26 protein-coding genes, 1 tRNA gene and 1 pseudogene are annotated in these 22,803 nt (G+C 63.0%); 14 read left to right on the top strand and 14 right to left on the bottom strand.

The features are described from left to right. Window positions 1-11 precede the first annotated feature (11 nt). Window positions 12-782: a sulfite exporter TauE/SafE family protein gene (locus tag GJ672_RS03650; RefSeq protein WP_154295923.1), complete on the bottom strand. Its 771-nt coding sequence runs from the start codon at window positions 780-782 to the stop codon at window positions 12-14. Continuing rightward, window positions 779-1,102 carry a helix-turn-helix transcriptional regulator gene (locus tag GJ672_RS03645; protein WP_229381945.1) on the bottom strand — a complete coding sequence of 108 codons (324 nt, stop codon included), beginning with the start codon at window positions 1,100-1,102 and terminating at the stop codon, window positions 779-781. The genes GJ672_RS03650 and GJ672_RS03645 overlap by 4 nt, the downstream gene beginning before the upstream one ends. A 132-nt stretch (window positions 1,103-1,234) precedes the next feature. Between GJ672_RS03645 and GJ672_RS03640 the strand changes: the two genes are divergently transcribed. Then, window positions 1,235-2,140: an MBL fold metallo-hydrolase gene (locus GJ672_RS03640; protein ID WP_154295922.1), complete on the top strand. Its 906-nt coding sequence runs from the start codon at window positions 1,235-1,237 to the stop codon at window positions 2,138-2,140. Between the two features lie 28 nt (window positions 2,141-2,168). Here the strand turns inward: GJ672_RS03640 and GJ672_RS03635 are convergent, their stop codons facing one another. Further along, window positions 2,169-2,471: a hypothetical protein gene (locus tag GJ672_RS03635; RefSeq protein WP_154295921.1), complete on the bottom strand. Its 303-nt coding sequence runs from the start codon at window positions 2,469-2,471 to the stop codon at window positions 2,169-2,171. 111 nt (window positions 2,472-2,582) lie between these two features. Here GJ672_RS03635 and GJ672_RS03630 point away from each other — a divergent pair, with 111 nt between their 5' ends. Genes GJ672_RS03630 through dld form a run of 3 tightly spaced genes read left to right on the top strand, consistent with a single transcriptional unit; the run spans window position 2,583 to window position 5,431 of the window. Further along, window positions 2,583-3,035 carry an isoprenylcysteine carboxylmethyltransferase family protein gene (locus GJ672_RS03630; RefSeq protein WP_154295920.1) on the top strand — a complete coding sequence of 151 codons (453 nt, stop codon included), beginning with the start codon at window positions 2,583-2,585 and terminating at the stop codon, window positions 3,033-3,035. Window positions 3,036-3,063: 28 nt separating this feature from the next. Continuing rightward, window positions 3,064-3,702: a shikimate kinase gene (locus tag GJ672_RS03625; protein WP_154295919.1), complete on the top strand. Its 639-nt coding sequence runs from the start codon at window positions 3,064-3,066 to the stop codon at window positions 3,700-3,702. Between the two features lie 40 nt (window positions 3,703-3,742). Beyond that, entirely contained in the window at window positions 3,743-5,431 is a 1,689-nt protein-coding gene (gene dld, locus GJ672_RS03620; protein ID WP_154295918.1) for a D-lactate dehydrogenase, read from the top strand. 9 nt (window positions 5,432-5,440) lie between these two features. Here dld and GJ672_RS03615 read toward each other — a convergent pair whose 3' ends face one another. After that, a complete protein-coding gene (locus GJ672_RS03615) occupies window positions 5,441-6,091 on the bottom strand; it encodes an SOS response-associated peptidase (protein WP_154295917.1) in 651 nt (216 codons plus the stop codon). A gap of 95 nt (window positions 6,092-6,186) precedes the next feature. Between GJ672_RS03615 and GJ672_RS03610 the strand changes: the two genes are divergently transcribed. Then, window positions 6,187-7,332 carry a GTP-binding protein gene (locus tag GJ672_RS03610; protein ID WP_154295916.1) on the top strand — a complete coding sequence of 382 codons (1,146 nt, stop codon included), beginning with the start codon at window positions 6,187-6,189 and terminating at the stop codon, window positions 7,330-7,332. Here the strand turns inward: GJ672_RS03610 and GJ672_RS03605 are convergent. Further along, on the bottom strand, window positions 7,289-7,858 hold the full coding sequence (locus tag GJ672_RS03605) for a pyridoxamine 5'-phosphate oxidase family protein (protein ID WP_154295915.1): 570 nt from the start codon (window positions 7,856-7,858) through the stop codon (window positions 7,289-7,291). The two genes, GJ672_RS03610 and GJ672_RS03605, sit on opposite strands and share 44 nt — an antisense overlap. A gap of 173 nt (window positions 7,859-8,031) precedes the next feature. Here GJ672_RS03605 and GJ672_RS03600 point away from each other — a divergent pair, with 173 nt between their 5' ends. Continuing rightward, the gene (locus GJ672_RS03600; RefSeq protein ID WP_154295914.1) at window positions 8,032-9,012 is read left to right on the top strand and encodes a sodium-dependent bicarbonate transport family permease; all 981 of its coding nucleotides are present in this window, start codon (window positions 8,032-8,034) and stop codon (window positions 9,010-9,012) included. Between the two features lie 4 nt (window positions 9,013-9,016). Further along, the gene (locus GJ672_RS03595) at window positions 9,017-9,328 is read left to right on the top strand and encodes a transcriptional regulator (RefSeq protein ID WP_154295913.1); all 312 of its coding nucleotides are present in this window, start codon (window positions 9,017-9,019) and stop codon (window positions 9,326-9,328) included. A 6-nt stretch (window positions 9,329-9,334) separates the two neighbouring features. Here GJ672_RS03595 and GJ672_RS03590 read toward each other — a convergent pair whose 3' ends face one another. Both GJ672_RS03590 and GJ672_RS03585 read right to left on the bottom strand, forming a co-directional pair. Continuing rightward, window positions 9,335-9,673 carry a hypothetical protein gene (locus GJ672_RS03590; RefSeq protein ID WP_154295912.1) on the bottom strand — a complete coding sequence of 113 codons (339 nt, stop codon included), beginning with the start codon at window positions 9,671-9,673 and terminating at the stop codon, window positions 9,335-9,337. Between the two features lie 72 nt (window positions 9,674-9,745). Continuing rightward, complete coding sequence (locus GJ672_RS03585) at window positions 9,746-10,081, bottom strand: DUF4168 domain-containing protein (protein WP_154295911.1); 336 nt, start codon at window positions 10,079-10,081, stop codon at window positions 9,746-9,748. 152 nt (window positions 10,082-10,233) lie between these two features. On the opposite strand from GJ672_RS03585, the gene GJ672_RS03580 reads away from it, so the two are divergent. Further along, a complete protein-coding gene (locus tag GJ672_RS03580) occupies window positions 10,234-11,712 on the top strand; it encodes a sensor histidine kinase (RefSeq protein WP_195759544.1) in 1,479 nt (492 codons plus the stop codon). After that, entirely contained in the window at window positions 11,709-13,079 is a 1,371-nt protein-coding gene (locus tag GJ672_RS03575; RefSeq protein WP_154295909.1) for a sigma-54 dependent transcriptional regulator, read from the top strand. Before GJ672_RS03580 ends, GJ672_RS03575 begins: the two co-directional genes overlap by 4 nt. Window positions 13,080-13,094: 15 nt before the next feature. On the opposite strand, the gene uvrB is transcribed toward GJ672_RS03575, so the two are convergent. Next, window positions 13,095-15,125, bottom strand: coding sequence for an excinuclease ABC subunit UvrB (gene uvrB / locus GJ672_RS03570; RefSeq protein WP_154295908.1), 2,031 nt, complete (start codon window positions 15,123-15,125; stop codon window positions 13,095-13,097). Between the two features lie 67 nt (window positions 15,126-15,192). On the opposite strand from uvrB, the gene GJ672_RS03565 reads away from it, so the two are divergent. The 5 genes and pseudogenes from GJ672_RS03565 (at window position 15,193) to GJ672_RS03545 (ending at window position 18,209) form a co-directional block, all read left to right on the top strand. Beyond that, window positions 15,193-16,383: a pyridoxal phosphate-dependent aminotransferase gene (locus GJ672_RS03565; protein WP_154295907.1), complete on the top strand. Its 1,191-nt coding sequence runs from the start codon at window positions 15,193-15,195 to the stop codon at window positions 16,381-16,383. A 77-nt stretch (window positions 16,384-16,460) separates the two neighbouring features. Next, window positions 16,461-16,535: transfer RNA gene (locus GJ672_RS03560), tRNA-Asn, on the top strand. Between the two features lie 73 nt (window positions 16,536-16,608). Next, window positions 16,609-16,782 (top strand): hypothetical protein, encoded by a 174-nt coding sequence (locus GJ672_RS03555; protein ID WP_154295906.1) that lies wholly within the window; start codon window positions 16,609-16,611, stop codon window positions 16,780-16,782. A gap of 131 nt (window positions 16,783-16,913) precedes the next feature. Beyond that, window positions 16,914-17,378 (top strand): annotated as a pseudogene (locus tag GJ672_RS03550) (IS3 family transposase); the annotation flags it as partial. 210 nt (window positions 17,379-17,588) lie between these two features. Then, window positions 17,589-18,209, top strand: coding sequence for an outer membrane protein (locus GJ672_RS03545; RefSeq protein ID WP_154295904.1), 621 nt, complete (start codon window positions 17,589-17,591; stop codon window positions 18,207-18,209). Window positions 18,210-18,421: 212 nt separating this feature from the next. Here GJ672_RS03545 and GJ672_RS03540 read toward each other — a convergent pair whose 3' ends face one another. The 6 genes from GJ672_RS03540 to GJ672_RS09655 all read right to left on the bottom strand — a co-directional run bounded on the left by GJ672_RS03540 (window position 18,422) and on the right by GJ672_RS09655 (window position 22,793). Then, window positions 18,422-19,693: a hypothetical protein gene (locus tag GJ672_RS03540; protein ID WP_154295903.1), complete on the bottom strand. Its 1,272-nt coding sequence runs from the start codon at window positions 19,691-19,693 to the stop codon at window positions 18,422-18,424. A 131-nt stretch (window positions 19,694-19,824) separates the two neighbouring features. Beyond that, entirely contained in the window at window positions 19,825-20,175 is a 351-nt protein-coding gene (locus tag GJ672_RS03535) for a hypothetical protein (protein WP_154295902.1), read from the bottom strand. A gap of 160 nt (window positions 20,176-20,335) precedes the next feature. Next, window positions 20,336-20,509, bottom strand: coding sequence for a hypothetical protein (locus GJ672_RS03530; RefSeq protein WP_154295901.1), 174 nt, complete (start codon window positions 20,507-20,509; stop codon window positions 20,336-20,338). A gap of 112 nt (window positions 20,510-20,621) precedes the next feature. Next, window positions 20,622-22,112, bottom strand: coding sequence for a YfjI family protein (locus GJ672_RS03525; RefSeq protein ID WP_195759543.1), 1,491 nt, complete (start codon window positions 22,110-22,112; stop codon window positions 20,622-20,624). Beyond that, entirely contained in the window at window positions 22,102-22,356 is a 255-nt protein-coding gene (locus GJ672_RS09575; protein ID WP_229381944.1) for a hypothetical protein, read from the bottom strand. Before GJ672_RS09575 ends, GJ672_RS03525 begins: the two co-directional genes overlap by 11 nt. A 233-nt stretch (window positions 22,357-22,589) precedes the next feature. Beyond that, window positions 22,590-22,793 (bottom strand): helix-turn-helix domain-containing protein, encoded by a 204-nt coding sequence (locus GJ672_RS09655; RefSeq protein WP_154295898.1) that lies wholly within the window; start codon window positions 22,791-22,793, stop codon window positions 22,590-22,592. Window positions 22,794-22,803: the final 10 nt, after the last annotated feature.

Below are 22,803 nucleotides of genomic sequence, written 5' to 3'. Positions count from 1 at the left end.
TTTTACCCACCCTAGCCAAGGGTTTCGGCCCCGGCCAACAACAGGGTGTGCCAACCGGTGTAGACAGCGATAATCGCCAGCAAGGCGATGAAAGCGATACGCGCGGCTTTTGCCGGCACATGCCGTGCGTAATATCGCCCACCCACGAGGCCGAGGGTTCCCGCGACGACAAAAGTCGCCAGAAGGCCGGGGGCCATCAGATCCGGCGCTGGCCCGACCAGCTGCCCGCCCAGGCCTATCAAGCAATTGATGGCAATCAGCGCAAGGCTCGTGCCCACGGCCCGGTCCAGGCCAAGCCCGCCGAACCGAAGCAGAGCCGGAACCAGCAGAAACCCGCCGCCGACACCCACAAATCCGGTCAATGCACCAATGCCGGCACCGGCGACCATGGCCCGCGGCCAGGGGCCACAGCCGGGGTAGGCGGCCAGTGTCAATGAGGCTCTCGCGGTGGTCCAGGCTGCCGCGACCACCAGCACAGCGAACACGCTCATTTGCAGCCAGTCCGGCGCCAGCGGTGCGAAGGCGCCACCCGCCGCGGCGCCGACCACACCCGGGATGCCGAAGAGAACCAGACAGCGACGCTCCACAAGCCCCCGCCGGGCCGCCATCATCGCACCGAAGCCGGCGATGGCGCCGACGATAATCAGTGAACTGGCAATGGCGGTTTTCTCCGGAATGCCAAGCCCGAACACCAGCACCGGAATGGTCAGTATGGATCCCCCGGAGCCGAGGATACCCAGGGCAATGCCGATGACGGCGGCACCAACGAGGGTCGTGATCACGTCGGATCGCTAAACAGATCACACACCACTGGCATGAGCTGGTGAACGCGTGGCTCTGCAATACGATAGTAGATGGTCTGCGCTTCCCGGCGGGTGATGACAAAGCCCTCGCGACGCAGAACAGCCAGGTGCTGAGACAGCGCCGACTGGGACAGCGGTACCCGCTGATGCAGCGCCCCCACCGTTAACTCCCCATCGTTCAAAGAGCACAGAACCATCAGCCGATTTTCATTGGCGAGCACCTTCAGGAAGCGCGCCGTCTCATGCGCCCGCTCGCGGTCGGTCAGCGCCCCCATGGGATTGTCTGCCGGTGTGGCCATGGGCAATTTCTCCGCGGTCTGGTAACGAGAGTCATCTGTTTGTTTAGACTATTCTAAATTAGGGTTGTCTAAAATAAAATAACTCCCTAAGCTGGAGGTGTACTGGTCATTGCCGGAGCGTGGAGTTTTGCCATGAAGCCCGAAGTCCGCTGCGTATTGCATGAGCCCAGCAATACCTTCTCCTATGTTGTCTGGGATCCGGTGAGCCGCCGAGCGGCGATCATCGACGCCGCCCTCGACTACGACCCGCATTCCGGGCGGAGCGGCACCGACACGGCCCAAAAGCTGGTCGACATCATCGAGGCGGAGGGGCTTGAAGTCGAGTGGATCCTGGAAACCCACGCCCATGCCGATCACATGATGGCCATTCCTTTCCTTCGCTCGCATTTCGACGCACCAACCGCCATCGGCGAACACATCACCGGGGTGCAGGAGCGCCTGGTCTGGCTATTCAATCTGGGCGCGGATTTTCCCGCTGACGGCCGCCAGTTCGATCGACTGTTCGCCGATGGGGACACCTTTTCGGTGGGTGAGCTGCCCGCACGGGTCATTTACACACCGGGCCACACCAGTGATCACATTACATACGTCATCGGCGATGCCGTATTCGTCGGCGATACCCTTTTTATGCCGGATGCCGGCACCGCCCGTTGCGATTTCCCCGCTGGCGATGCCCGCCAGCTTTATCGCTCCATCCAGCACCTGCTCAACGAACTGCCGGCTGACTATCGCGTGTTTGTGCTCCACGACTATGGGACCGAGAACCGGGGCTTGGCCTGGGAAACCACCGTGGGCGAGCAAATCCGCGACAACATCCATGTTGGCCAGGGCGCCTCGGAGGACGATTTCGTAGCAAAGCGCGAGGCCCGGGATGCCACACTGCCCATGCCCGTGCTGATCCTGCCCGCGGTGCAGGTGAATATCCGCGCCGGGCACTTCCCAGCCCCGGAGGACAACGGCCTGCGTTACCTGAAAATCCCGGTGGATGAATTCCGGGCTCATTGGCAGTTGCCGGCCTCGGCGAACCGCAGCGCCTGATCCGCGACTGGCCGCGGCGCTAGCCGTCTCACGCTCGGATGTACTGCCAGCCCTGCGCCTGCAGCCGCGCCAGCTCGACCACCGCGGCGCCCACCTCCGCCAGCTGACGATCATTCCGCAACCCCTGCCGCTGCAGGGTGTTCCGGCACAGGAACACGAACCCGTCGGTGGCCGGATCCGGATTGTCCAGGGCCGCTTGCACCGCCCCGCCGTTGACCACCAGGCGCAGTTCCGCCTCGGGCTCAATAGCCTGAAAATTCACCAGGTTCCGTCGGGCGCGGTCCAGCGCCTGGGCTGTCGGCGCGTGAAAGACCACCTGGAGTGACGGCATCGCGAAGTTCCTTGTCTTTTCTTCGAAAACGCTAACAATTCAGAACCGACATGGCGACCGCGCGCTGCCTAGGCCATTGCCGCCGCTCCCTCATTCGCCGATCATCAGGTCATGAAAACCCGACTGCCCCCGCCTGTTGTACTGCTGATCGCCGGCGCCGGCGTCTGGATCATCGACCGGATTTTTCCGGCCCTTCGCATTGACCGGGAGGGCCAGGCCGCCATGGCGGTGGTGGTGGCCCTCATCGCCGTTGGGATCATGCTGGCGGCAGCGGTCTGGTTCTTTCGATATCAAACCACCGTCAACCCGCTATCGCCGGAGCGGGCCAGTCGACTCATCACCCGCGGGCCGTTTGCGCTCAGCCGCAATCCCATTTACCTCGCCGACGCGCTTTTACTGGTGGCCTGGATGGTCTGGGTCGGCAACCCGGCGGGCATCATCATGCTGCCGGCCTTCGTTCTCTATCTAACCCACTACCAGATCCGTCCCGAAGAACAGGCGCTGGCCAGTCGTTTTGGCGAACCATACCGGGCTTATTGCCGGCGCACCCGCCGGTGGATCTAAGGGTCGCGATCACGACACAATACACGCTGTGAAAGCCGATCTCCTGAACCGTCTGGCGGACTATCACCCCGTGGTGATTGAAGGCATGGGGGGTTATGACCCCAGGGAGCCTGCTGAAGTCGCAGCGCAGGTGGCAACTCGCCTGCAGGCCCACTGGCAGCAAAGCCCGTCTTCCAAACCACGGTTATTGATCATCCAGGGTGATCCACTGGAGGCCCGTGGCATTGCCGCCATCACTCCCCGGGTCGCCGCCCGGTTTGGTCTGGGCCGCGCTCTGGTCTGTCTGGACGAGTCCATCGCCGCCTATCATGCCCGCGACGCAGACCGACATAACGTCATTCTTGAGTACCGCTATTCCCAGCTGGAGGAAGTGCTTCGATCCCATGACCAGGGGGTCATCCCGCGGCTCGAAGCAGCGGTGGATCAGGCCATCCATGAGCGCAATCGCCGCCGCCATGCCCTGGGCAAACCCCCACTGAAGGACTGGTTCCGGGATTTTGCCCTTCTCCAGGAGGTAACCAAAGCGGCGTCCCGGCGGCTGTGCGGGGGCATCACCGTGGCCCACACCGCCAGTGACATCAGCGAGTTTTCGGTGACCAGTTTTTATCGCGTGGGCCTTGAGCTGGGCCTGCTGGATGCAACTGACATTGTCAGTTACGGTCGGTAGGTCAAAGCTATTGTGATCATCGATCGCTGAGGAGAGAGAGATGACCGACGCAACCCATCTGGTCCAGCGCCTCGAGTCCATTGCTGGCAGTGACCACGTGCTCACCGACCAGGAGGCCACCCGTCCCTACCGAACCGGCTATCGATCTGGCTCCGGCGAGGTGGTCGCGGTGGTGCACCCGGGCACTCTCGTGGAGCTCTGGCAGGCCACCCAGGCGGCGGTGGAGGCCGGCGCCGTGGTGATTCCTCAGGCGGCCAATACCGGGCTCACCGAAGGATCGACGCCGAAAGGCGAGTATCAGCGACCCGCGGTGGCCATCAATGCCATGCGCATCAAGGGCCTGCAGCTGCTGGGTGGGGCACGACAGGCGATTGCCCTGCCGGGGGCGACGCTCTTCGAGCTGACTCAGACACTGGCGCCCCACGGTCGTGAACCCCACTCGGTGATCGGCTCGACGTCCCTGGGCGCCACGGTGGTGGGTGGTGTCTGCAACAACTCCGGCGGCGCACTGTGCCGCCGCGGGCCGGCCTACACCGAACTAGCTTTGTACGCCTGGGTGAATGAGTCCGGCCAGCTCGAGCTGGTCAATGATCTGGGCATTGACCTCGGCGAGACCCCGGAGGAAATCCTGGGCCGCCTGGAGCGCGGTGAATACCAACCCGAAGACATTGACTGGAACGCCGGCAAAGCCTCCGACGACGGTTACCCGGAAATCATCCGCGGCGCTGACGAGCCCGGTGCCGCCCGTTTCAACAACGACCCGCGGCTGCTCCACGGGGTCTCGGGCAGCGCCGGCAAGGTGATGGTGTTTGCCGTGCGCATGGACACCTTTGAGCAGGAATCCGACGTTCGAACCTATTACATCGGCAGCAATGACACGGCACAGATGGCGGAATTTCGGGCCCGCTTCCTGCGGGAGGCCTCCAAACTGCCCATTACCGCGGAGTATCTGCACCGGGAGCTCTTTGACGTCGCCCGGCGTTACGGCAAGGACAGCTTCCTGCTGATCAAGTGGCTGGGTACCGCAAGACTGCCCCGCGCCTTCGCCCTCAAGAACCGAATTGATGGCGCATTTCGGCGACTGCCCATGCTGCCCGCCCAGATCACCGATCAGGTGCTGCAGCGCCTGTCCTACCTGGCCCCCAATCCGCTGCCGACCCGGGTCCTGGAATGGCGGGAGCGCTATGAGCACCACCTGATCCTGCGGGTCAACGGTGACATGGCCGAAGAAACCGAAGGGTTCCTCGAGGCCTGCTTTCCGGACGCCTGGTTCCGGTGTACGCCGGACGAGGCCGAGCGCGCCATGCTGCACCGGTTTGCCGCCGCTGGCGCCGGCGTGCGCTACCAGACCATCCATCATCGGGAGGTGGAGGACATTCTGGCGCTGGACATCGCCCTGGCCCGCAACGACCGGGACTGGTTCGAGGAGTTGCCTGAGCATATCAACCGCGACCTGGTTCACCGGCTCTATTACGGTCATTTCTTCTGCAATGTCTTCCACCAGGATTACGTCTTTCGCCGTGGTGCCGACGTCGAAGCCCACAAAGCGGAGATGCTGGAGATTCTCGATCGTCGCGGCGCCGAATATCCCGCGGAGCATAATGTCGGACATCTCTATCCGGCCAAGCCGCCGCTGGCCGCGTTCTATCGCCAACTGGACCCCACCAACACCTTTAACCCGGGCATCGGCAAGCTGCCCCGGGGTGCCGCCTACGCCGAAACCGCCTAGGCGGCGGCATTACCCCAGCGGCTCAATCAGCCCGGCATCGTCATTGGCCGGCCGATTAACCCGCGGGTCCACGGGCCAGGCCCGGAGGCGGGCCGGCGGCAGTGGACGCGTCACGGCCTTGACCGCTTCCCTCTCCTGCCGGGAGGGATCCAGCCAGTCCCGCAGACAGCCCGGATCCAGCACCAGCGGCATGCGGGGGTGGAGATGGGCGATGGGCCGGGCCGCTGGCTGGGTGATAATCGCAAAACACCCCTCGCTGTCCGTCCGGGGCGGGTCGTAGATGCCCGCGAACCACATGAGATCCGAGTCATTGGTGACATAGTGGGGTTGCTTGTCCCCGTCACGATTCTGCCATTCGTACCACCCGGTGGCGGGGATCAGGCAGCGGCGCCGGGCAAAGGCATCCCGAAAGAACGGTGATCGAGCGACCTTTTCGGCACGGGCATTGATGGGCCGCGGTGCGTCCTCGCCCGCCCACGGGGGCCGAAATCCCCACCAGAGCGCCTCAAATCGAACCTTGAGATCATCGTCGAGGCAGGCCACCAGCTGATGGGTACCCGGCGGAATATTGAAAGAGGCGGTCGACTCCGGGATGTCGTCCGCCTCCAGGGCCCGGGCGATCTTCTCACCCGAGGCATTTAACGCGAATCGGCCACACATGGACTGCCTCCACGTCCTGTCAGTATCGCCGGGAATCCACCCCGACTGTGTGAGTACTGCCAACTGTTGGGTATGCTGGCACGCTCATTTTGTAAATGCAGGTCAATTCAGTGCGTGAGGCCTTACCGACCCTGCCGGTGACCGTGCTGACCGGCTTTCTGGGTAGCGGCAAAACCACCATCCTGAACCATCTGGTGAACGATCCGGCCCTGTCCCGCACGCTGGTGCTGATCAACGAGTTCGGTGAGGTGGGTCTTGACCACGACCTGGTCACCCGGGGCAGCGAGGACGCCACCTTTGTGGAGATGAGCAGTGGTTGCCTGTGCTGCTCCATCCGCGGTGATCTGGTGCGGACCCTGCGGGAGGCGCCGGCGCGCTTTGCCCGGGACGGCGTGTGCTGGTTTGATCAGGTGCTGATTGAGACCACCGGCCTTGCCGACCCGGCGCCGATCCTCCATACCCTGATGGCGGAACCCGCCATCACCCGCCGCTACGAACTCGCCGGCGTGGTTACGGTGGTGGATGCGCTCAATGGTTTGTCGACACTGGAAACCCAGCCCGAGTCGGTCAAGCAGGTCGCGGTCGCCGATGCCCTGCTGGTGACAAAAACCGATCTCACCGAAGGCACCATTCCCGAGGCGCTGGGCCAGACGCTGGCCCGACTCAACCCCGGCGCGCCGCCGGTGGTCGCATCAAAGGGTCGGGTGGATGCCCAATGGCTGTCCCGCATCGGGTTGTATGACCCGGAGACCAAGACACCGGATGTCCGCCGCTGGCTCCAGCAGGAGGTGCCCCAGGAGCATGGGCATGGGCATGGGCATGGGCATGGGCATGGGCATCACGATGCCCACGACCATGACCATGACCACGACCACGATCACCACCACCACGACGTCAATCGTCACGGGCCGGACATTCGGGCGTTTTCGGTGGTACGCGATGAGCCCCTGTCGCTCATGATGCTGGAGAACTGGCTGGATATTCTCCGCTCCACCCTCGGGGAACAGCTGCTACGGGTTAAAGGCATCCTCAACGTGGATGGCTATTCCCGTCCGGTGATCATTCACGGCGTCCAGCATGTTCTCCACCCCGTGGATGTCCTCGACCAGTGGCCGGACGAGGACCATCGAACCCGTATTGTCTTCATCACCCGTGGCATCGCCAGGGAGAGCATCGAGGGCATGCTGAACGCGTTTTCTACGGCGTCACCCACTGCCCCGACCAGCCGTCCGACCGACTGAACCGGGCCCGCCGGTGCCGGTGGCCGAGGTGGAGCACCTCCATGTGCTGGAGGGTCAGTTCCAGCACCGCCAGGCTGTCGGCGGAGGGCTGCTTGTCATAGGCCAGGCCGTCGTCAATGGCTGATCCCGACGCCGGCGAAAACCCATAGCACTGCCGGGCATGATCCGAGAGCTGTGCCCAGACCGGCTCGACCGCCGGCCCGATCAGTACCTCCACTGACGCGATCAACCGAAGCTGGAGATGGGCGACGTTGTCCCAGACGTGAACCGTCGCTTTGGGCGTGAGCTGCACCTCGTCCACCTTGTCGGCATGCCGGTCGGTGTAGACACGAAGCCGTGCGGCCTTTGGATCGGCGGCGCGCAGCACCACCGTCCGCGCCTGCGGTGTCCCTTCGGCATCTACGGTAGCCAGTGTCGGGTGCCGACAGGGCGCGCGGCGATCGGCCACGCCCCGTGCCAGACGTTTCCAGGCCTGATCATGCAATGTGTCCAGGGACTGGGCCCACTCATGGGTTTCAGGGGTCATTACGCCTCCGGGGCCGGATCAACGAACGGCCGGCCATTCTAACCCGGCAGGGCTGACCGGGGGTTTAAACCCGGCGGGTTCTGCCGGGATTAAGGCGATGGGTTAAACTCTTCGCCCGTTAGTTCGGGTTGGCCTGACCGGATCGTCCGTCAACCGCCATAACGGGAGCATTCATGGAAGGCACGCTGGCCATCGCCGTCAACAACCTGACCTCTCCGATCATTCTTTTCTTCGTGCTGGGCATGGCCGCTGCACTGGCGCGATCGGACCTGTCCATTCCCGAGGCTATTGCCAAGGGCCTGTCGATCTACCTGCTGTTTGCCATCGGCTTCAAGGGCGGGGTCAGCGTCGCCGATCATGGCGTGGATCTGACCCTGGTGCTGTCGCTGCTGGCGGGGCTGGTGCTTTCTCTGGCCCTGCCCTTCATCGCCTTCGGTCTGCTCAAGGGCATGACTCGATTGTCGGTGACCGATGCGGCGGCCCTGGCCGGTCACTACGGATCCATTTCCATCGTGACCTTTGTGGCAGCGACTTCCGTGGCCACATCCGCCGGATTCCAGCCAGAGGGCTATATGGTGGCCGTGGCCGCGGTGATGGAGGCACCGGCCATTCTTTCGGCGCTGTGGATCGTGACCCGATTCGGTCGCCAATCCGCCGAGATGGAGGAGGATGTCCTGCGCGAAATTCTCCTTAACGGTTCCATCGTCCTGCTGGTGGGCGCTTTCATCATTGGCTGGATCACCGGTGACGAGGGCATGGCCATGGTCGCCCCGTTCATCGATGCGCCGTTTCAGGGGGTCCTGTGCCTCTTTCTGCTGGACATGGGCCTGCTGGCCGGTCGCGGCATCCGCAAATCCCGTGGGGTACTGACACCCGGGTTATTCGGCTTTGGCGTATTGATGCCACTGGTGGGCGCTTCAATCGGCGCGCTGACCGGCACGCTGCTGGGATTGAGCCCGGGCGGCGTCATGACATTCATGGCACTGGCGGCATCGGCGTCCTACATCGCGGTGCCGGCGGCCATGCGGGTGGCGCTGCCCGAGGCCAACCCGGCGGTTTATCTGACCATGTCCCTGGCGGTCACCTTTCCGTTCAATCTGACCCTGGGCATACCGCTATACTTGATCATCGCTCAGTGGCTGAGTGGAGGCTGACCCCATGCAGACCTATGCGGCAAAACGCGTCGATATCGTCATTGAGGCGGTAATGGAAAAGCGTCTGGCCAAGGCGCTGATTGAAGCCGATGTCACCGGCTTTACGGTGCTGCCCGTTTTGAGCGGATCCGGCCGCTCCGGCCACTGGAGTGGCGAAGGGGAAGTGGGCCGGGCCAGCGGCATGGTCAACTTCTCGTGCATCGTCCGCCCGGAACGGGTAGATCCGCTCCTCGAGGGCATTTTCGAAATCCTCCACCGACACATTGGCGTCGTCAGCGTGGTGGATTGTGAAGTGCTCCGTGCCGAGCGTTTCTGACGCGAACTACTCGATGGTGTATTCAATCAGGATCGCGTCCGGAACCGGCGCGTTCAGCTGGGCGGAAAACTCGCCATCCATGATATAGACGAAATCCTCGGCGATCTGCCGTCCGGTGTCATCATCGAATAGCACAAACTCCATGCGTGCCTGGGAACAGGTGGCCGTCCCTTCGATGAGCAGCCGGCCGTCCCGCTCAGTAAAGTCGAACTCGTCGATTTCGCAGTCCTCTACCATGCCCTCCTGGGCGGCGGCAGGGATGGCACCGAGCGCCAGCGTCATGACAATCAGCGACGCCAGGAAGATACCCCACGGGCTGCGGCTTCTGTTCCGATCAAGGTTCATTGCATTTTTCCGTGTGTAAAACATTATGAATGCTGGGGGCGGTGCCCCCAGCGTGACTTCATGGCGCCAGGATCAGTTCATCTTCGCCTGAATCCGCTCGGCGAGCTCCATGTCCTGCGAGGCAGCCTGGGCAATCTCGCTGTAGGTCTCGACGGTGAGCCCGGTGTCCTCCACGGCCTCCACCATCATCTGGTTGGCCTCCTGCTCCAGTGCCATGGCCTCGTCGCGGTCATCAGTGGCTTCAATCCGCTGCACATACTCGTCACGGATATCCATGACGTCATCCTGTGCCGACACGAACTGATCCAGCTGCTGGTCCGAGAAATCCGTCTCCTGGGCAACCGCTCCCAGGGAGAGGGTCAGCAGGGCAGCCAAACCAAGCGGGGCAAGCAGTGTTCGAAGTCGCATCAATTTCTCCTGTTTGAACAAATGTTACCTTCCATCATGGAAGCACCTGTGAGGGTGCAAGGACGATGCCAAGTGGTGATGCGGCGGCCCGGAGCCATCCCCGCCACCATCACCCCGTCAAACTGAGCCGAAATGACACAGGAACTGCCCGGATGACACTGCCAATTCGACCCACTTCGCTGCCGCTGCTCCCGGCCCTGCTGCTTGGTGTCGTTCTCCCCATTACGCTGGCCGTCGGGGTCATCGGGTACCTGTCGGTGTCGTGGCTGGAAAGGGAAGCCGAAGCGCGGATGCGCGAAGACATCGAGCTCATCGCCCGGTCATTGCAACAGCCACTCAACCAGGCCATTCGCACCGGCGAGCCGGTGCTGCTTCAACGATCGTTGCGATCGGCCTTTTCCTTCGGTCGAATCTATGGCGCTCACATCTACGGACGGGACGGCGAACTGCTTGCTGGCGCGGGCGTCGGTGTGCGTCGCTTCGCTGATGAACGGGCCGAAGCCTTTTCCGTGCTGGACCCGCAAAGCGAGGGCTATGCCGCGTTGGGCGATGAGCCCACCCATGTCTATTTCATGCCCCTGACCACGTCCGGTGGCCGCATTGCCGCCATCCTGCAGTTGACCCGACACCCCGATGAGCTGCGGGACACGCTGGCACTCATCCGCACCGCAGGCGGCGCCGGATTGGGTGGAGTGGCCCTGCTGCTGTCCCTCATTGTGGTGGTCGGGCATCGGCGGGCCATTGGCAAGCCGTTAGCCGCCCTGTCCTCGGGGATGAAGGAAGCCGCCGAGGGCCGCCTGGACCATCGGGTCAACCCCAGCGGCCCCCGGGAAATCCGTCAATTGAGCGAGGGGTTCAACACCATGCTGGAGCGCATCGACACGGCCACCGAGGAAATCGCCCAGCGCCGCACCCGGGAGAGTGAGCTGCAGGCGGACCTGCAGGCCTCACGAAAACTGGCGGCCATTGGCGAACTCTCCGCCGGCGTTGCCCACCAGCTGGGCACGCCGCTGGGGGTTCTGGATGGCCGTGCCCAGAAGCTGCTCCGCCAGCAGGAACTGTCACCGGCGGTGCGTGACGCCCTGGAAGGCATGCGCGATGAGGTCACCCGCATCAGCCACACCGTGCGGCAGCTGATGGACTTTGCCCGCACCCGGCCGCTGCAGCGACGCCCCAGCGATCTTGGCGAGATCGTCGACAGCGCCGTTCATCGCGCCCGGGATGACGTCGCATCGGGCCACGCACAAATCGACCTGGACAACGCCCTCCAGGGTGACCAACTGCTGGTGGATCCCCCGCGCATTGAAGAAGCCCTTTCCAACCTGTTGCGTAATGCCGTTCAGGCGGCACCGTCGGGCCGGGTTCAGGTGACTGCCCGGCGCGACGGTGACGAGTACCACATCATGGTCGAGGACGATGGCCCAGGCATTCCCCAGGCGGAGCAGGCTCGTCTGTTCGAGCCGTTTCACACCACCAAACCCGTGGGCAGTGGCACCGGCCTGGGGCTGGCCGTGGCCCATGGCATCGCCCGCAGCCACGGCGGGTCATTGCAGCTTGAGAAGCCCGGTGAGCTGGGCGGCGCCCGGTTCTGCCTCCGGCTGCCACGCACCGAGACGGAGACCGGCGCATGAGCCAGACCCCCAGCCCCCGAATCCTGGTGGTGGAGGACGACGCCAGCATGCGCAATCTGGTGGCCGAGGAGCTCCAGGAAGCCGGCTATCAGGTGATGACCGCGGCCTCCGTGAGTGACGCCCGCGACCGACTGATGGAGTCCACGCCGGACCTGGTGGTGAGTGACCTGCGCCTGCCCGACGGCAGCGGCATCGATCTGCTCGAACATGTCCGGCGTCAACCCGCCGGACGCACCCTCGGATTCGTGCTCATCACCGGCTTCGGCACCATCGAACAGGCGGTGAGCGCGCTCAAAAAGGACGCCGATGACTTTCTGACCAAGCCGCTGGACTTTGATCACCTGCGCCTCAGCGTCGGCCGAGTGCTCGAGAACATCCGACTGCGGCGCGAACTTCATGGCTACGAGGCCCTGCATGGACGCGAAGGTTTTCGGGGCATGGTCGGCAACAGCCCGCCCATGCAGCGGCTCTACGAAGCCATCGAGCGCGTCGCCGTGACCGAGGCGCCGGTGCTGATTCGCGGTGAAAGCGGCACCGGCAAGGAGCTGGTGGCGCGGGCCATTCATGAAGAGAGTGGTCGGCACCGGGGGCCATTCATCGCGGTGAACTGCGCCAGCGTGCCGGCCGACCTCCTGGAAACCGAATTCTTTGGCCATCGGCGCGGCGCTTTTACCGGCGCGGCTCATGATCGGGTGGGTCTGGTGGCTGCCGCCGATGGCGGCACGCTGTTTCTGGATGAAATCGGCGAAATGCCCATGGCCCTCCAGGCCAAACTCCTCCGAGTGCTCGAGGATGGGTCGCTCCGGCCCGTGGGCGCCGATGAAGAGACCCGGGTGGATGTGCGCATCGTCGCCGCGACCCACCGTGACCTGGAGCGGGCGGTAACGGATGGCGACTTTCGTGAAGATCTCTATTACCGGCTCGACACTTTCACAATCCCGGTGCCGCCGCTGCGGGACCGGGCCGAAGACATCGGCACGCTGGCGGCAGGGTTTCTGGCGGCGGGCGCGAAACGCCAGGGGCAGGAGCCCCCGGACATCGCGACGGACGCGATGGAAGCGCTGCAGTTGCATGACTGGCCAGGCAATGTGCGCGAGCTCGCCAATGCCATGGAGCGGGCCCTGGCCTTCTGCGATGGAACCGCCATCCGGCAGCGCGATCTGCCGGGCCGAGTTGGCGAAACCCGCCTCGGCGCCGAGCCCCAGGACCCGGCAGGCGAGCGCACCCTGGGGCCACTGGCAGACGTAGAAGCCGCCCACATTCGTCGGGTTCTCCAGGCAGTAGGCGGCAATCGCCGCCGCGCCGCGGAAATTCTCGGGATCGGCCGACGGACCCTGTACCGAAAACTCCAGGAGGACGGGCAATAACCGCCTGGGGCGGGTCTAGCCGGTATCCCGGTCCGGCTCGCCCAGGGCATGGCGCTGCAAGCGCTTGATTTCGTCACGCAACCGCCCCGCTTCCTCGAATTCCAGATTGCGGGCGTGCTGATGCATCTGCTGCTCCAGCTCGCGAATGCGCTTCACCGCCTGGGCGGTGCTGAGGTCGGCGTAGGCACGGGCCTCCTCGGCGACCTCGGCATAATGCTCGGCGGTATCCGGCGCACTGGCGCCGCCGCGCTCCATGACATCCGCAATCGCCTTGCGAATTCCCTGGGGCGTGATGCCGTGCTCGGCATTGTGGGCCAGCTGCTTTTCACGCCGCCGCTCCGTTTCGTCCATGGCCCGGCGCATGGAATTGGTCACTTCGTCCGCGTAGAGAATGGCACGGCCATTCACGTTGCGCGCCGCTCGGCCGATGGTCTGAATCAGTGAGCGCTCGGCCCGCAGGAAGCCTTCCTTGTCCGCATCCAGGATCGCCACCAGGGAGACTTCCGGGATATCCAGCCCCTCCCGCAGCAGGTTGATGCCGACCAGCACATCAAACTCGCCCAGGCGCAGGTCCCGAATGATCTCGGTGCGCTCTACCGTGTCGATGTCGGAGTGCAGGTACCGGACCCGGACGCCGTTTTCAGCCAGATACTCGGTCAGATCTTCGGACATGCGCTTGGTCAGGGTGGTCACCAGTACCCGCTCGCCCGCGTCGCTGCGCTCCCGGATCTCGCCGAGCACATCGTCCACCTGGGTGCCGGCGGGTCGCACTTCCACCGCGGGATCCACCAAGCCGGTGGGCCGAACCACCTGCTCGGCCACCACCGCCGAGTGGGTCTGCTCATAGGGTCCGGGGGTGGCAGAAACATAGATGCGCTGCGGCGCAATGACGTCAAATTCCTCGAACTTGAGCGGCCGGTTATCCAGCGCCGAGGGCAGCCGGAACCCGTACTCCACCAGGGTCTCCTTGCGGGCCCGATCGCCGCGGAACATGCCCCCCACCTGACTCACGGTGACGTGGGATTCGTCGATGAAGAGAATGGCGTCTTCCGGCACGTAGTCGAACAGGCAGGGTGGCGGCTCGCCGGGTCCGCGGCCGGAGAGATAGCGCGAGTAGTTCTCGATGCCATTGCAGTAGCCCAGCTCCTGCATCATCTCCAGATCAAACTGGGTACGCTGCTCCAGCCGCTGGGCCTCCAGCAGCCGCCCGGCCTGGCGCAACTCCTCCAGGCGTTCCTTAAGCTCGCCTTTGATCTGGTCAATGGCGGCGAGCACGGTCTCCCGGGGCGTGACGTAATGGGACTTGGGATAGATGGTCAGACGCGGCACGCGCCGGAGGATCTCGCCGGTCAGCGGATCAAACCAGGCCAGGCTTTCGATCTCGTCATCAAAGAGCTCCACCCGGACCGCCTCATCCTCGGACTCCGCCGGGAAGATATCGATGACATCCCCCCGGGCTCGATAGGTGCCGCGGGAGAATTCCACGTCGTTGCGGGCGTACTGAAGCTGGGCGAGACGGCGCAGGATACGGCGCTGATCCACCTGCTCGCCCCGGGCGAGGTGCAATACCATTTCGAGGTAAGCAGTGGGATCCCCCAGGCCGTAAATTGACGACACCGAGGCGACGATGATGGTATCCCGGCGCTCGATAATCGCCTTGGTGGCGGACAGTCGCATCTGCTCAATGTGCTCGTTCACCGAGGCGTCTTTCTCGATAAACGTGTCCGAGGCGGGCACATAGGCCTCGGGCTGGTAGTAATCGTAGTAAGAGACGAAATACTCCACCGCGTTGTCCGGGAAGAACGCCTTCATCTCGCCATAGAGCTGGGCGGCGAGGGTCTTGTTGGGCGCCAGAATCACCGCCGGGCGCTGCTCCCGGGCAATCAGGCTCGCCATGGTGAAGGTCTTGCCCGACCCGGTGACACCCAGCAGTGTTTGATGATCATGGCCGGCCCGGAGGCTCTCGGCGAGGGTCGTGATCGCCGTGGGCTGATCCCCCGCCGGCTCGAATTCGCTTTTCAGATTGAAGTGGTGGTCATTGCTCATGCCAATGCAGCCCTGTTGCCGATTCGCGTATCATTCCCCGCCAGGGAATCATTAATGGAGGCCATCCTTGGATATTCAACTTGCCGGCCGGGTTCAGCGCGTCAAACCCTCACCGACCATGGCCGTGACCGCCCGAGCGGCGGAGATGCGGGCCGCGGGTCATGACATCATCGGGCTGGGCGCGGGCGAGCCCGACTTTGATACACCGCAGCATATCAGCGAAGCCGCCATCCAGGCGATCCGCTCGGGCCAGACCCGCTATACACCGGTGGACGGCACCCCGGCGCTGAAGCAGGCCATTCAGGCCAAATTCGAGCGGGACAGCGGGCTGCACTACGAGGGCAACCAGATTCTGGTGTCCAGCGGCGCCAAGCAGAGCCTCTATAACCTGTTCACCGCCCTGCTGAACGAAGGCGACGAGGTGGTGATTCCGGCGCCATTCTGGGTGTCCTATCCCGACATGGTTCTGTTGGCCGACGGCGTACCCAGGATTGTCGAGGCCGACCAGACCCAGCGATTCAAAATCACGCCGGAGCAGCTCGCCAACGCGATCACCGAGCGCACCCGCGCGGTGGTGCTCAACAGCCCGTCCAACCCCACGGGCAGCGCCTACTCCCGGGCGGAACTGCAGGCTCTGGGCGAGGTGCTGCGGGGCCATCCCGACATTGTCATCGTCAGTGACGATATCTACGAGCACATCCTCTGGACGGAGGAAGGATTTTCCAACATCGCCATGGCCTGCCCGGATCTGGCGGACCGCACGGTGCTGGTGAATGGCGTCTCCAAGGCCTATGCCATGACCGGCTGGCGCATCGGCTATGCCGCGGGTCCGGCTCCCCTGATCGGCGCCATGAAAAAAATCCAGTCCCAGAGCACCTCCAACCCCAGCTCCATTTCCCAGGCGGCCTCGGTGGCCGCCCTGGACGGCGATCAGGGGGTCATCGAGCCGATGCTCAAGGCCTTTCGGGAGCGGCATGACTATGTGGTGGAACGACTGAACGCCATGCAAGGGGTCAGTTGCATCGCCGGGGACGGCACCTTTTATGCTTACCCCGACGTCAGTGGCGCCATGAAGGCGCTGGACGCTGTGGACACCGACACCGAACTGGCTGAGTACCTGATCGGGGAGGCCAACGTGGCCCTGGTGCCCGGGACCGCTTTTGGCCTGTCAGGCCATGCGCGGATCTCCTATGCCACCAGCATGGAGAATCTCGAGAAGGCCATGGACCGGCTGGAAGGCGTTTTCGGCCGCGACTGAGGCCCGGCGACCCCGGGCCGCGCCGGTTGACGACGCGGCCCGAATCGCTACACTACGCGCTTCGGCCAATCAGCAATTCCCCGGTAGCTCAGCGGTAGAGCGAGTGACTGTTAATCACTGGGTCGGCGGTTCGAATCCGTCCCGGGGAGCCAATAAAAACAACCACTTAGCTAGCGCCGCCCGACAACCCGAAACGCATTAGTCACAACTTAGTCACAACCTAGAATGCCGCACTACATCACCCACAAGAAAAAGGGTGGGCGGTTCTCAGGCGACTTGCCCACCCGTGAGCATGCCGAAGAGGGGCTCAGGATTTACATCGACTACCTCGTGTCCGAGGGGCATGGCACTCGTGAGCAGCTTGCTCGTGAGTATCGGGTGGCGGTGTCAGGGCATTAAAAAACCCCCGCAGCCATAAGCCACGGGGGTGCCGCTTTCATTGGGACCGGCGCGCCGACGCCGCAGAGCAGCGCGCCACGTCAGCCGAGCAACGCCTCGATGCGGTAATCGAGCGCCTCGGCACGCCCAGTGATATCACCGGCCTGCGGACTACCCAGGGCTGGCTTTACCTCGCAGTGGTTCTGGATCTGTGCACGCGCAAGGTGATCGGCTGGGCGACCAGCACGCGCATCGACGCTGAGCTTGCCTGCGCGGCGCTGCGAGCGGCGCTGGCCCGGCGTGGCGAGCCGAGCGGTGTGATCATGCACACCGAGCGTGGCAGCGTTTACTGTGGCTGGGACCATCGCAACCTGATCCGTCGCTACGGGCTGATCGCCAGCATGAGCGGCCGTGGCAATTGCTACGATAATGCGGTGGTGGAAAGCTTCTTCCACAGCCTGAAGGTCGAAAGCATCCACGATGTGTCGCTGATGCACCCCGATGCCGTGCGCCAAGCCCTTTTCGAGCACATCGAAGTGGAGTACAGCCGAACCCGTCGCCATTCTGCCCTCGGATACATCAGCCCCGATGCGTTCGAAGCCCGGATAGCGACTTAATCGAGTGTCCACTGTTACTGGGCAAGATCACCGTTTCTCGCATATCTCCACACCGAAAAGCTTTGTAATATCCCTAATGTTTATCGGTAAGATTCGACTTTAAACAATAGTTGACGCCTCCAAAGGAATGCGACATATTCTAAAAAACGGAGAGATCCATGTAAGCATCGTTTTTTTAAGGAAGACATAAAACCATTGGGGATAGTAGAAATGAATAGAGCGAAAAAATTGGCAACTGCTTTTTCAGGTCTTATTTTGCTGGGTTTTGGTTCGTCCGCGAATGCAGATTTCACCGGTGCTTATATAGGTGGCTCCACTGGTCTGTTCACATCTGCTACCATTGAAGAAGACGCCGACGGCGATGTTCTTAATCTCGGAATCGAAGATAGCATATTCACCAAGTTGGATGTAATCGCGGGCTACGGTGTGCAGCAAGGCCAGTTTTATTTCGGAGCGGAAGGTCAATATACGCTTACAAACAATCTCGACGGGCGAGTGGCCAATATTGACGGAGACCGGGTTGATGCAGAGACTGGAGACGGCTATGCAGTAGCAGCGAGAATTGGCTTTGTTCCAAATCCAGGGCTTCTGATATACGGCAAAATTGCATATGGCGAGAGGGAATTCGAATTATCGTTCGACGACGTTGGTAGCGGGGATGAAGACTTCACTGGAGTCGGCATTGGGCTTGGAGTTGAGTACATGGCCTCTCAGAATATCGGCCTTCGGCTAGAAGCCATGCGCTATGATTATTCCGACGAGACAGTCGATGACGTAGATTTCGATCCGATTGAACAGACCGTTGATCTCGGTATCGTTTATCATTTCTAAAAATAGGGCATGGCTTTGTTTGAGCATCAGGGCTGTGCTAGGCATTAAGGTACATGCTAGAGGGCCAGCCCGAAACCTTCGGGTTGGCCCATCCTATAATTGATCGGCCTTGTCTCAGCAGGGCGGCGCCCTCGGCGCGGTGGCAACTGGCCGTCATAACGAAGGGCCGGATTGCTGGCTCAGTCATCGGTTCGGAATGCACGCATTGCTGGTCACCATGTATTGAGTTTGTGAATCCCGCTAACTCGAGGCGCTGCCACCAGCGCCCCTGCCGCGGCGTTTGCAACGTCATCACTCCCGTTTCGGGGGTGGTCCACGCTGTCCCTGCCTCCGGTTCTTGTCCGTCGCTCGAGCGACGCCAACTGACTCACCAGCCGGTCATGCTCCAGCAACTCCACCTGCCCCGCCGTCATCATGGGCAACAGGTCCAGATACAACTCCGAGCGATTCTTCTCGCTTGGCTGGTACTTCACGCCAGCCGTGCCGAATGCCTCCGTCACCCACTCGCCCGCGTAGCGGTCGCCAGTAACTTCGCGCAGCCGGTAGCGCTGAATGTCCTCCGCGCACCGGGCCACCACCTCGGTGGGGTTGAATGGCGGTCGAACCTCACGCACCAGATCGAGCATGGCGGTCTGACCTTTGTTGTGCGCTATGGCCCATGTAAACGAATCGCCTCGCCCACCGGACACGTCAACAAAGGCCCGATAGCGATGCCCCCGCTCTGGCGGGCGCTCGGCCACGTCAGACACAAGTGACTCCACGAGTGTGCGGTCTACGAAACTGGCGAGGTCATCTCGAAACTCGGCAAGGTATTCGAACCGCGCCGCCGGCTCATCCTCCGCCAGCGCGTCATCCACCAGTGACTGCGGCAGTCGCGGGTTCATCGTCGTGCTCGGTGCCTGAATCACCAGCGCGGGCGCATCGTCGCGGCCCCAGTTTCGCTGGTATCTGGAGTACAGCACGCCGTCCCGCCGGTGCGGCGTCGATATGCCCAGCAGCAGCCCATCCGTCAGCGCCAGCGCGGGCTCCGCAGCGCGAAGGATCTCAACGTCCGGGTTCATGCCATCCGCCTGCCAATGGGCCAGCTCATCGGCGATGAGCACCGCGAATGATCGCCCCCGGATCGACCGATGGGATGCCGTCATCACCGCCAGCTCGACACCACCTGCCAGATCCACGGACTCGGTGGTGGTGCGCTCGATCATGCCCCTGAGCACCGGACTGGCCTCGAGCCCGCCAACCATGTACCGCATGGCCTGCCCAGCCTGCCGCCGGTCTGCCGCGACTACCGCGCCCACGATCCGCTCGCCCGGTGCCGCGAGTGCGGACCAGTCCCGCAGGCACGTCTCATAGATTGCCAGCGCGGCGCTGATCGCGGTTTTCCCACCACGTCTGCCCGCCAGCGCATACGCCTGCCGGAGCGTCTGCTCAGGCGGCTTTCTGCCCGTTAGCTGCCGCCAGCGATCCGCATCTTCGACGGGCATCCCATACAGCCCGCGTACAACATCCAGCCACGCATCCCACGATCCCGAATCGACGCCCGGTAGCATCGGAGCTAGTAGCTTCGGGTCCGTGAGTGCCGTAATCGGGTCGCACATTGCAGGCGCGGGGTGATTCACGAGGCGCGACTCCGCAGGTATTCCGCCGGAGTCAGATCTCGGGCCCGCCGATCGAGCCCGATGGTTTTGAGCAGCCCGATCAGCGTGTTGGTCGCTTGAGTTAACTGCCCCTGATCCACGTCCTCGCCACGCGCAATGGCTGCCTCACGCTGCTCAATTAGCGCCTCCATGAAAATGGCCCGCTTGGCGAGACTGCGCCGCTGATAGCTCAGCGAATCCCCGCCGCCCATGTCAGCCTCGAGACGTTGCAGGCGATCGCGAACAGCGCGGGCCAGACTCGTGCGCTGGTCGAGGGACTCGATCCAGTCGTGGGTATAGCGGGGTGGTAGCTCATTTTTCTTGCCCATGTGTGATTATCTCGTGACTAATACCGGATTAAACTGCCTTTATGTGGCCGATTTTATTGGCGTAACAATTAGTTAAATTCCCGTTGCCAAGTGATTTGCGATCACCTTGGCCTCGAAAAGGGTACGGGGTGCCGCGAGGCCGGTCTCTGTCGTGCCCCCCTTAACCCCATGCCCGTCGCCACTGGCGAACCCGTGCCAGCGTGTGCATGGCATCCACCAGCGCCAAGAATGAAACGCGACCAGCCCTGAGAGCAGCGAGGTCATCCGCGAACTCAGCCGCCAGCACCTCCAGCGGCTCGGCGACGTCCGCCTCAGAAGCCGCCGCCAGTAACATCCGCTCCACCCGTTTTGAGGTTTGGGGGTCGCTATCTGGACAGATTCATTTGAATCAGGAGAGAGAGAATTAACCTCACGATGGTTTTTCATATGTGCCCCCTTAACCCCCATTAACCCCAGAACCCCGGATTAACGTCATACGCCAACGATGGCCGGCCCGGCTTGCCGATCGCCTGATCGGCCTCGCGGATATAGCTGCGATCCACCAGCATCGCGAGCACCGGCTCAAGGTCGGACATAACCGGATACCGGGATTTGTGGTTTTGGTAGCACTGGCGGGCGGTGAATGTGGTCAACCCGTGACGGCGTATCCAGCGCAGCACCACGCGAGCCCCCTCGATCAACGGATCGGCTTGCATAGCGTCATAGACCGCAACCGCATGATCCGCGAGTGCGCGGATGGTGTCGGCTGCCGCGTCCATGTCATCGGCGCTGATCTCGTGCATTGCCAACTCGCGGCCATGACGAAACGCATGAAACAGCGCTGCCAGCCTTGCCGCTGCGCCGGGTGCCTTACCTGCCCAGTCGCGCATGTGCTCGAACCGCTCGCCGGCCTTCATATCGGCCTCAATCTCGGCCCATAGCGCCTGCCACGTCTGGAACGCATCGGGGGTCAGGTGGACCGTCACGGGATCGGCGGTCTGCCCGTAGTCGATCAACTCACCAACGGCGGCCACATACTGGTCGAGAACCCATGCGTTCATCGCTGGCCCGTCGCCATCACGATCGCCGAGGTTCGACTCGGGCACGGCATAAAGGAATCGCCCCAACAGCCCGCGACCAAGAAACCCCGGCTTGCTGGAGAGTGCGCTCAGCACGTCCGGCTGGACCGCGAGGCAGACCGTCAGGCGCGGATCATCCAGCATCACCGGCTGCCGACTTCCGCGATCAACGCGAACGGAGTCACCGGCATGACCAGACAGATACAGGTCGAAATTGGGAACCTGATTGCCGTAGCGCCCGGCCATCGTCTCAAACAGCCCACCCTCGGCGTTCATGACAGCCACCGCCTCCCGCTGCTCCGCCATCATCGTGCCGAGGTGCTCGGTGGTGACGTCGCCAGTGAAAAGCCGCGCCGGCTTTGGGATGGTCGGCGCTTTCGCCTCGAGGTCCGCAACCTGCTGGGCTAGATCCTCGGCTTCATCATCGTCGGTGGCCTTGGCGGCTCTCTTGCGAAGCTCTGAGACTCGCTGATTATGCGTCGCGAGCTTGGACTCAGCCTCGGCCCTTTGCTCGTCAGTCGATTCCCTTTGCTTCGCCTCCCAGCGCACTAGCGGGCGGCTGGCTCGCTTGAACTCTTGGCTTTTGCGGGTGCCCGGCGGCAACGCCACGGCGATGAACAGGTTGGCGGGCTCGGCGTAGCCCGGTTTTACCTGCACCGACAGCACGCGCTGAACCGCCGCTGAGATTGCACCCACGGCCAGCATGGCGGGCAGCGCCCGTGGCGTCTCGGTTTCTGCCGATGCACCCTCGACGTAATCGAACAGCACGCTCGGCCATTGATCGACGGGCAACTCCGGCGGCGCTGCATGATGCAGCGGCACGATGTCAGGCCACCGGCTCGCTATATGCTCGACTTTTCGCTCGAGGTTAGACGTCATAGCCCACCTCCCGCGCTGCATCCCGGAGTGTGGCGGCGGCTCGCGCCAACCGGTCGCGATCAGTTTCGTCGAGGGTCTCGCCTCTCGTGACCGCCTCAGCGGCCAACATCGCCACCAGCGCCTCACGGGCAACGGCGGCGAGCACATCGCGGGGCACCCAGCACTGACCAGGGCGGGTGGGTGCCCGCTCCGGCATGTTGTCCGGGAAAAGATCGCTGAGACTTAGCCCAACAGACTCCAGCACCGCAGTCGCCGAGCAACCGGCGAAACAATGCACTAGCAGCGTGCCATCGCCCTGCTCACGGATCGACAGACTCGGCGACCGATCGCCATGCGCCGGGCAGCAGGCGGTCCAGCGGCCATCACCACGAGGCCGGACTCCCTCCAACTTGCTGAGGAGCGTCTCGGATGGGTTATAGTTAAGATTGTCACCATTTAGGCGCCAGTTTCCGGCTGGCGCTTTTCCTTTTCTTTCCATCACGCCACCCCTTTCTCGCGAACTGGGTTATGGCGATTCGACTCTAGCCACTGCTCGGTCAGGTCGGATGGATAAAGCACCTGCCCATTCAGGCGGAAATAGCTCGGCCCGATGCCTTGATGGCGCCAGCGGATCAGCGTCCGCTCGGATCTACGGAGATATTCCGCGAGCTCGTGAGTCGTCCGATTGGTACGGTTTGGCATTTACTTGGCC

The organism is Spiribacter sp. 2438, from assembly GCF_009676705.1.
Classification (GTDB): domain Bacteria; phylum Pseudomonadota; class Gammaproteobacteria; order Nitrococcales; family Nitrococcaceae; genus Spiribacter.
The sequence above is the reverse complement of the archived record's forward strand: the minus strand, read 5'-3'. Positions and strand labels throughout refer to the sequence as shown.

Bases quoted from the DNA above. Each gene is read 5' to 3' on its own strand.
- GJ672_RS03645 (WP_229381945.1), bottom strand. From the start codon at position 1,102: ATGGCCACACCGGCAGACAATCCCATGGGGGCGCTGACCGACCGCGAG.
- GJ672_RS03640 (WP_154295922.1), top strand. From the start codon at position 1,235: ATGAAGCCCGAAGTCCGCTGCGTATTGCATGAGCCCAGCAATACCTTC.
- GJ672_RS03635 (WP_154295921.1), bottom strand. From the start codon at position 2,471: ATGCCGTCACTCCAGGTGGTCTTTCACGCGCCGACAGCCCAGGCGCTG.
- GJ672_RS03630 (WP_154295920.1), top strand. From the start codon at position 2,583: ATGAAAACCCGACTGCCCCCGCCTGTTGTACTGCTGATCGCCGGCGCC.
- dld (WP_154295918.1), top strand. From the start codon at position 3,743: ATGACCGACGCAACCCATCTGGTCCAGCGCCTCGAGTCCATTGCTGGC.
- GJ672_RS03615 (WP_154295917.1), bottom strand. From the start codon at position 6,091: ATGTGTGGCCGATTCGCGTTAAATGCCTCGGGTGAGAAGATCGCCCGG.
- GJ672_RS03610 (WP_154295916.1), top strand. From the start codon at position 6,187: ATGCAGGTCAATTCAGTGCGTGAGGCCTTACCGACCCTGCCGGTGACC.
- GJ672_RS03605 (WP_154295915.1), bottom strand. From the start codon at position 7,858: ATGACCCCTGAAACCCATGAGTGGGCCCAGTCCCTGGACACATTGCAT.
- GJ672_RS03600 (WP_154295914.1), top strand. From the start codon at position 8,032: ATGGAAGGCACGCTGGCCATCGCCGTCAACAACCTGACCTCTCCGATC.
- GJ672_RS03595 (WP_154295913.1), top strand. From the start codon at position 9,017: ATGCAGACCTATGCGGCAAAACGCGTCGATATCGTCATTGAGGCGGTA.
- GJ672_RS03590 (WP_154295912.1), bottom strand. From the start codon at position 9,673: ATGAACCTTGATCGGAACAGAAGCCGCAGCCCGTGGGGTATCTTCCTG.
- GJ672_RS03585 (WP_154295911.1), bottom strand. From the start codon at position 10,081: ATGCGACTTCGAACACTGCTTGCCCCGCTTGGTTTGGCTGCCCTGCTG.
- GJ672_RS03580 (WP_195759544.1), top strand. From the start codon at position 10,234: ATGACACTGCCAATTCGACCCACTTCGCTGCCGCTGCTCCCGGCCCTG.
- GJ672_RS03575 (WP_154295909.1), top strand. From the start codon at position 11,709: ATGAGCCAGACCCCCAGCCCCCGAATCCTGGTGGTGGAGGACGACGCC.
- uvrB (WP_154295908.1), bottom strand. From the start codon at position 15,125: ATGAGCAATGACCACCACTTCAATCTGAAAAGCGAATTCGAGCCGGCG.
- GJ672_RS03555 (WP_154295906.1), top strand. From the start codon at position 16,609: ATGCCGCACTACATCACCCACAAGAAAAAGGGTGGGCGGTTCTCAGGC.
- GJ672_RS03545 (WP_154295904.1), top strand. From the start codon at position 17,589: ATGAATAGAGCGAAAAAATTGGCAACTGCTTTTTCAGGTCTTATTTTG.
- GJ672_RS03540 (WP_154295903.1), bottom strand. From the start codon at position 19,693: ATGCCCGTCGAAGATGCGGATCGCTGGCGGCAGCTAACGGGCAGAAAG.
- GJ672_RS03535 (WP_154295902.1), bottom strand. From the start codon at position 20,175: ATGGGCAAGAAAAATGAGCTACCACCCCGCTATACCCACGACTGGATC.
- GJ672_RS03530 (WP_154295901.1), bottom strand. From the start codon at position 20,509: ATGTTACTGGCGGCGGCTTCTGAGGCGGACGTCGCCGAGCCGCTGGAG.
- GJ672_RS03525 (WP_195759543.1), bottom strand. From the start codon at position 22,112: ATGACGTCTAACCTCGAGCGAAAAGTCGAGCATATAGCGAGCCGGTGG.
- GJ672_RS09655 (WP_154295898.1), bottom strand. From the start codon at position 22,793: ATGCCAAACCGTACCAATCGGACGACTCACGAGCTCGCGGAATATCTC.